Source organism: Bacillus sp. 7705b (assembly GCF_002289525.1).
In the GTDB taxonomy this organism is placed as follows: domain Bacteria; phylum Bacillota; class Bacilli; order Bacillales; family Bacillaceae; genus Bacillus; species Bacillus halotolerans.
Genome location: NZ_NSDH01000065.1, coordinates 1 through 8204 on the forward strand (window position 1 = coordinate 1; position 8204 = coordinate 8204).

Genomic DNA, 8204 nt, shown 5'->3' on the forward strand with positions numbered 1-8204 from the left:
TTTAATGATATCGAATGACTTGTATAGGATTGTTTGAGACTTACCTTTTTTACCGTCGATCATCATTTTGTTGATTAGACGAGATACAAGCTTAGAGTTGTAAATCGGATCAGGTAAAACGTCTCTTTTTGCTACAGGACCTTTACGTGGCATCTGAATATCCTCCCTTCATCAATTATACGTTTATACGTTTATTATTTTGCTTTAGGACGTTTAGTACCGTATTTAGAACGGCCTTGCGCACGGTTTTCAACTCCAGCAGTGTCAAGCGCACCACGAACGATGTGGTAACGTACCCCTGGTAAGTCTTTTACACGTCCGCCGCGGATAAGTACAACACTGTGCTCTTGCAGGTTGTGACCGATACCAGGAATGTAAGCAGTAACCTCAATTCCGTTAGTCAAACGAACACGAGCATATTTACGAAGTGCTGAGTTCGGTTTTTTCGGTGTCATTGTACCAACACGAGTACATACCCCGCGTTTTTGTGGAGAAGATACATTAGTGTGCTCTTTTTTAAAGCTGTTGTATCCTTTGTTTAGTGCAGGAGACTTTGAGTTTTCTACTTTACTCACGCGTCCTTTGCGAATTAGCTGATTAATTGTAGGCATGTTTTGTTCCTCCCTTCATTACGTTTTATAACCCACATACCCAGGTGGTTCATCAATAGGCAAAAAACAATGTCTTTACACGAGAATAAATCTCACGCAAAAACAAAAAGTACGTTATAACATAATGGCAACAGCTGCTGCTCCTACTTCAATTCCGCAGGCTTTGCCGAGCTTTTTCATGGATTCAACCATTGAGACAGTAATCCCATTATCTTTCGCAAGTGTTATCACACTTGACGTAAGAATAGGATCCGCGTCTTTTGCAACGACTACTTCCTTTACTGAACCTCGTTTTAGAGCTTTCACTGTTTGCTTCGTACCAATAATAATTGATTTGGCCTGTGATACTTTATCATAAGACATAAACATATCCTCCAAAGTAACAGGTTTATTTCGAGCACCTTGGTTATATTATCATTCTAGGAGACGAATGTCAACAAGGTATGACATTTTTTAGTTTCTATCTTCTCATAGAGTGATTTTTTTATTTAAATATGACTGCTGAAAGACTGTTTTGCAGTCTCTCAGCAGCATGATATCAGTTATTCAACCGGAACCATGTCCTCAGTCGGCTGAACATTTGAAACAGGTTTTACTTTTCGGTATTTCATCATTCCAGTACCAGCCGGAACAAGCTTACCGATGATAACATTCTCTTTCAAGCCGAGAAGTTCGTCACGCTTACCTTTGATCGCTGCGTCTGTAAGGACACGTGTTGTTTCCTGGAAGGAAGCAGCAGATAAGAATGAATCAGTTTCAAGAGAAGCTTTGGTAATACCGAGTAAGACAGGACGGCCTGTAGCAGGACGTTTGCCTTCCAGCAATACCTTTTTGTTCGCTTCAGTAAATTGGTGAATATCAAGTAATGAGCCAGGAAGCACATCAGTCTCACCAGCATCAATCACACGTACTTTGCGAAGCATTTGGCGAACCATTACTTCTACGTGTTTATCGCCGATTTCAACACCCTGCATACGGTAAACCTTTTGAACCTCATGAAGAAGATACTCTTGAACAGTAGTCAGGTCAGTCACTTTAAGAAGTTCTTTCGGATCGATTGAACCTTCTGTCAGCACTTGGCCTCGAGTAATTTTATCTCCTTCCGCTACTTTTAAGCGGGAGTTATATGGTGCCGTATAAGAGCGTGTTTCAACTGCGCCTTGAACCACAATTTCCTGCTGTTTGTCGCGAACTTCATTGATTTCAACGACTGTACCGTCGATTTCGGTAATTGTTGCCTGACCTTTTGGATTACGCGCTTCGAAAAGCTCTTGGATACGCGGAAGACCCTGTGTGATATCGTCTCCTGCAACCCCGCCTGTATGGAATGTACGCATTGTTAACTGTGTACCAGGCTCACCGATTGATTGGGCAGCGATGATTCCAACTGCTTCTCCGACTTCTACATCGGTACCAGTCGCAAGGTTTCGGCCATAGCATCGTTTACATACACCATGAGGCGTATTACATGTGAAGGCAGAACGGATCCACACTTCTTCAATGCCGGCTTCAACGATTTCAATCGCTTTGTCTTCATCGATCAGTTCGTTTTCGTTTACAAGCACTTCACCTGTTTCAGGGTGTTTCACTTGTTTTCTTGCAAAACGGCCGATTAAGCGTTCTTCTAAGCGCTCAATGATTTCAGTGCCTTCTCTAAGCGGTTGAGCAAGGATGCCTCGGTCAGTTCCGCAATCAGTTTCACGGATGATAACATCCTGTGCAACGTCAACAAGACGGCGTGTAAGGTAACCTGAGTCAGCAGTTTTAAGGGCGGTATCGGCAAGACCTTTACGTGCACCGTGAGTGGAGATAAAGTACTCCAATACTGTCAGACCTTCACGGAAACTAGATTTGATCGGTAACTCAATGATACGTCCAGCCGGGTTGGCCATCAGACCGCGCATTCCGGCAAGCTGAGTAAAGTTAGACGCGTTACCACGGGCACCAGAGTCACTCATCATGTAGATCGGGTTGAGCTCATCAAGTGATTTCATCAGTTTGCCTTGGATAACGTCTTTTGCAGAACTCCAGATAGAGATAACTCTCTCATAGCGTTCTTCTTCAGTGATCAGACCGCGGCGGAACTGCTTCATAACGTTATCAACTTTGCCTTGTGCTTCTTCAAGAATTTCTTGTTTATCATCGAGAACGACGATATCAGAAACCCCAACTGTAATACCAGCTTTTGTTGAATATCTGAAACCTAGGTTTTTCATGCGGTCAAGCATTTTAGACGTTTCCGTAATGTGGAATCGTTTAAAGATTTCCGCGATGATTTTACCCAGAATACCTTTTTTAAACGGTGCATTGATTGGCTGCTGTGCGATGGCAGCTTTTACATCGGCACCTTTTTCTAAGAAGAAACGGTCTGGTGTTTTCTCTTCAATGTTGCTCTTCGTTGGTTCATTCATGTAAGGGAATGATTCTGGAAGAATTTCATTGAAGACCAATTTACCGACAGTTGTAATTAACAATTTTGAGCGCTGTTCTTCGGTAAATGTCACGTTCTTAAGGGAGTTCGCTGCAACAGCCACTCTCGTATGAAGGTGAACATATCCGTTTTGATAAGCAAGAAGCGCTTCATCCGTATTCTTGAAGACCATACCTTCACCAACAGCACCAGCACGCTCCAGAGTCAGGTAATAGTTACCCAGTACCATATCCTGAGACGGTGTTACAACTGGTTTACCATCTTTAGGGTTCAAGATGTTTTGAGCGGCAAGCATCAAGATGCGTGCTTCAGCTTGAGCTTCTGCAGATAATGGTACGTGAACCGCCATTTGGTCACCGTCAAAGTCAGCGTTATAAGCTGTACATACGAGCGGGTGAAGACGGATTGCGCGTCCTTCAACAAGTGTCGGTTCAAACGCTTGGATACCTAATCTGTGAAGCGTAGGGGCACGGTTCAGAAGGACCGGGTGCTCCTTGATAACTGATTCTAGTACATCCCATACTTCAGGCTGTACGCGCTCAATTTTACGTTTCGCACTCTTAATGTTGTGAGCAAGACCCTTTTCAACAAGCTCTTTCATAACGAAAGGTTTGAAAAGTTCGAGCGCCATTTCCTTCGGTAATCCGCATTGGTACATTTTCAGATGAGGACCAACGACGATTACAGAACGTCCGGAGTAATCGACACGTTTACCAAGAAGGTTTTGACGGAAACGGCCTTGCTTCCCTTTCAGCATGTGAGAAAGAGATTTTAATGGTCTGTTACCAGGACCTGTTACAGGGCGTCCGCGACGGCCGTTGTCAATTAAAGCATCGACAGCCTCTTGAAGCATACGCTTTTCGTTTTGAACGATAATGCTAGGCGCACCAAGGTCTAAAAGGCGTTTCAAACGATTGTTACGGTTGATGACACGACGATAAAGGTCGTTCAAATCAGAAGTCGCAAAACGTCCGCCATCAAGCTGAACCATCGGTCTGAGCTCAGGAGGAATAACAGGAAGCACATCAAGGATCATCCAAGAAGGCTTGTTTCCTGAGTTACGGAAGGCTTCCAAAACTTCAAGGCGTTTGATCGCACGAGTACGACGCTGTCCTTGAGATGTTTTCAGCTCTTCTTTTAACATATCAACTTCTTTTACAAGATCGATATCTTGAAGAAGTTTATGAATCGCTTCCGCACCCATAGATGCTTGGAACTTATTACCGTACTTATCAAGATACGCACGGTATTCCTTTTCTGATAGAAGCTGTTTCTTTTCAAGCGGTGTGTTTGCCGGATCAGTTACAACGTAAGAAGCAAAGTAAATAACTTCTTCCAGTGCACGAGGCGACATATCTAACACTAGACCCATACGGCTTGGGATACCTTTGAAATACCAAATGTGGGAAACTGGGGCAGCCAGTTCAATGTGCCCCATTCTCTCACGACGGACTTTAGCCCGTGTTACTTCAACTCCGCAGCGGTCACAAACTACGCCTTTATAACGAACTCGCTTGTACTTCCCGCAATGACATTCCCAGTCCTTAGTCGGTCCGAAAATGCGTTCGCAGAATAGACCGTCCTTTTCAGGTTTTAACGTACGATAGTTTATCGTTTCAGGCTTTTTCACTTCACCAAAAGACCATGAACGGATTTTATCCGGTGAAGCAAGACCGATGTTCATATACTCAAAATTGTTCACATCTAGCAAGGGGCCTACCTCCCTTTTTATCTTCGGATTAACCGATGTCACTTGCCTTTATAACTAGAGATTATTCTTTTGTTACTACATCGCGTTCAACGTCTGCAGATGCTGTTTCTTCCGGCTCTTCATCACCTGATAACGCCAGGCCGTCAGCTTGTTTTGCATCTTCTTCGTCTTCTAAATCTCTCATTTCTATTTCTTCTTCATCGCTAGAAAGGATTTTCACATCCATACCTAAACTTTGAAGTTCTTTAATTAATACTTTGAATGATTCCGGAACACCAGGTTCAGGAACGTTGTCGCCTTTAACGATGGCTTCGTATGTTTTCACACGTCCAACCACGTCATCAGACTTAACAGTCAGAATCTCTTGAAGAGTGTAAGCTGCACCGTAAGCTTCAAGTGCCCAAACCTCCATCTCACCAAAACGCTGTCCGCCAAATTGAGCTTTACCGCCAAGAGGCTGCTGCGTAACAAGTGAGTAAGGACCTGTAGAGCGTGCATGAAGTTTATCGTCAACCATGTGAGCCAGTTTAATCATGTACATGATACCGACAGATACACGGTTATCAAACGGCTCTCCAGTACGTCCGTCGTAAAGAACGGTTTTAGCGTCACGAGACATTCCGGCTTCTTCAAGTGTTTCCCAAACATCCTCTTCACGCGCTCCGTCAAATACCGGTGACGCGATGTGGATGCCGAGGTAACGAGCGGCCATACCCATGTGAAGCTCTAATACCTGCCCGATGTTCATACGTGATGGTACGCCCAGCGGGTTAAGCATGATATCAATTGGTGTGCCGTCAGGAAGATAAGGCATATCCTCTTCAGGAAGAATCTTAGAAATAACACCTTTGTTACCGTGACGACCGGCCATTTTATCCCCTTCAGAAATTTTACGTTTCTGAACGATATATACGCGTACTAACTGGTTTACACCTGGAGGAAGTTCGTCTCCGTCCTCACGGTTGAAGACTTTAACATCGTGAATAATTCCGCCGCCGCCGTGAGGCACACGAAGAGAAGTATCACGAACCTCGCGGGCTTTTTCACCAAAGATGGCGTGAAGAAGGCGTTCTTCTGCAGTAAGTTCTGTTACACCCTTAGGCGTTACTTTACCAACGAGAAGATCTCCGTCTTTTACTTCTGCCCCGATACGGATAATTCCGCGGTCATCAAGATTGCGAAGCGCATCTTCACCGACGTTCGGAATATCGCGAGTGATTTCTTCAGGCCCGAGTTTAGTATCACGTGCTTCTGATTCATATTCTTCAATGTGAATAGATGTATAAACATCATCTTTCACAAGACGTTCACTCATGATGATGGCATCCTCATAGTTGTAGCCATCCCATGTCATGAAGCCGACCATTACGTTACGGCCAAGTGCAAGTTCACCAAGCTCCATAGAAGGACCGTCAGCAAGGATTTCTCCTTTTACCACTTCATCGCCGACACTTACGATCGGACGCTGGTTGTAGCAAGTACCTTGGTTAGAGCGGACAAATTTCAGCAAGCTGTATTTATCCAGGTTGCCTTTTACTTTTTGACCGTCTACTTCTTCATAGCGGCGAACCCAAACGTTTTTCGCTTCTACACGTTCAACGATACCAGGGTGTTTACAAATCACAGCGGCACCAGAGTCTTTACCTGATACGTATTCCATACCAGTTCCTACAAATGGCGCTTCCGGCTGCATCAAAGGCACAGCCTGACGCTGCATGTTCGCTCCCATTAGGGCACGGTTCGAGTCATCGTTTTCTAAGAACGGGATACATGCTGTCGCAGCAGATACTACCTGCTTAGGCGATACATCCATGTAATCAACACGGTTTCTAGGAACAACGGTGTTCTCTCCGCGGAAACGGGCTACAATGCTGTCATCCACAAACGCACCTTCGTCATCGAGTCGTGCATTTGCCTGAGCGACAACGTAGTTATCTTCTTCATCAGCAGTTAAGTAATCGATTCTTGGCGTCACTTTTCCTGTTTCAGGATCAACGCGGCGATATGGCGTTTCAATAAAGCCAAAACGGTTTACTTTTGCATATGATGATAGTGAGTTGATCAAACCGATGTTCGGTCCCTCTGGCGTTTCAATCGGACACATACGGCCATAGTGGGAGTAGTGAACGTCACGCACTTCCATTCCGGCACGCTCACGTGTCAATCCGCCCGGTCCAAGAGCCGACAGACGGCGCTTATGCGTTAATTCAGCAAGCGGGTTCGTCTGGTCCATGAATTGAGAAAGCTGAGAGCTTCCAAAGAACTCTTTAATGGACGCAATAACAGGACGAATATTGATCAGCTGCTGAGGTGTAATTGTATTCGTATCTTGAATTGACATTCTCTCACGAACCACACGCTCCATACGGCTTAAACCGATACGGAATTGGTTCTGGAGAAGTTCACCTACAGAACGTAAACGGCGGTTTCCAAGATGGTCAATATCATCTGTGTCGCCTACTCCGTGCAGCAAGTTGAAGAAGTAGCTGATAGAAGAAATAATATCAGCAGGTGTAATGTTTTTAATCTCTTCTTCAACGTAAGCATTGCCGATGACATTAATAACCTGTTCTCCTTCTTGATCAGTAGGAGCAAAGATCTTAATGGATTGAAGCGTTACTTCGTCCTCAACAACACCGCCGTTCGGATACAGCTTTCTGAAACCGATTCCGTTTTCTAAGTATGGCAGTACTTTATCAAGAGTTCTCCTATCAAGAATCTGACCTTTTTCAGCCAGGATTTCTCCTGTTTCAGGATCAACAAGCGTTTCAGCAAGTCTCTGATTAAAGAGGCGATTTTTAATATGAAGCTTTTTATTAATTTTATAGCGTCCTACATTGGCAAGATCGTATCGTTTCGGATCAAAGAAACGAGAATCAAGCAAGCTTTTCGCATTTTCCACTGTAGGCGGCTCTCCAGGACGGAGGCGCTCGTAGATTTCGAGCAGCGCTTTATCGCTGTTTTCTGTGTTATCTTTATCAAGCGTATTTCGCAGGTATTCGTTTTCTCCTACAAGATCAAGAATCTCTTGATCGGAGCCGAAGCCGAGAGCACGCAAAAGAACCGTAACCGGCAACTTACGTGTGCGATCAATGCGTACATAAACAACATCTTTCGCATCAGTTTCGTATTCTAACCATGCGCCACGGTTTGGAATGACAGTTGCGGTAAAACCTTTTTTACCGTTTTTGTCTACTTTACCACTGAAATATACACTTGGAGACCGAACAAGCTGGGAAACGATAACGCGTTCCGCACCGTTTATGATAAAAGTACCTGTATCTGTCATAATAGGGAAATCACCCATGAAGACATCTTGGTCTTTTACCTCTCCAGTTTCTTTGTTAATTAAACGAACCTTCACTCTTAGCGGAGCTGAGTAAGTCACATCACGTTCTTTTGATTCCTCTACAGGATATTTAGGCTCCCCTAAACTGTAATCAATGAACTC

4 protein-coding genes and 1 pseudogene are annotated in these 8204 nt (G+C 44.3%); all 5 read right to left on the bottom strand.

Annotated features, from left to right (window positions below; genetic code table 11):
* A pseudogene (locus tag CJU60_RS20495) lies at positions 1–153 on the bottom strand (30S ribosomal protein S7); the annotation flags it as partial.
* A gap of 41 nt (positions 154–194) precedes the next feature.
* The gene (rpsL, locus tag CJU60_RS20500; protein ID WP_003156445.1) at positions 195–611 is read right to left on the bottom strand and encodes a 30S ribosomal protein S12; all 417 of its coding nucleotides are present in this window, start codon (positions 609–611) and stop codon (positions 195–197) included.
* Positions 612–725: 114 nt separating this feature from the next.
* Positions 726–974: a 50S ribosomal protein L7ae-like protein gene (locus CJU60_RS20505; protein WP_044153419.1), complete on the bottom strand. Its 249-nt coding sequence runs from the start codon at positions 972–974 to the stop codon at positions 726–728.
* A 179-nt stretch (positions 975–1153) separates the two neighbouring features.
* Positions 1154–4753: a DNA-directed RNA polymerase subunit beta' gene (rpoC, locus tag CJU60_RS20510; RefSeq protein ID WP_044153421.1), complete on the bottom strand. Its 3600-nt coding sequence runs from the start codon at positions 4751–4753 to the stop codon at positions 1154–1156.
* Positions 4754–4814: 61 nt separating this feature from the next.
* A partial coding sequence (gene rpoB, locus CJU60_RS20515; protein ID WP_095714791.1) for a DNA-directed RNA polymerase subunit beta occupies positions 4815–8204 on the bottom strand: 3390 nt, incomplete at its 5' end.

Excerpts from the sequence above, each read along its gene's own strand:
- CJU60_RS20505 (WP_044153419.1), bottom strand. The coding sequence starts at position 974 with ATGTCTTATGATAAAGTATCACAGGCCAAATCAATTATTATTGGTACG.
- rpsL (WP_003156445.1), bottom strand. The coding sequence starts at position 611 with ATGCCTACAATTAATCAGCTAATTCGCAAAGGACGCGTGAGTAAAGTA.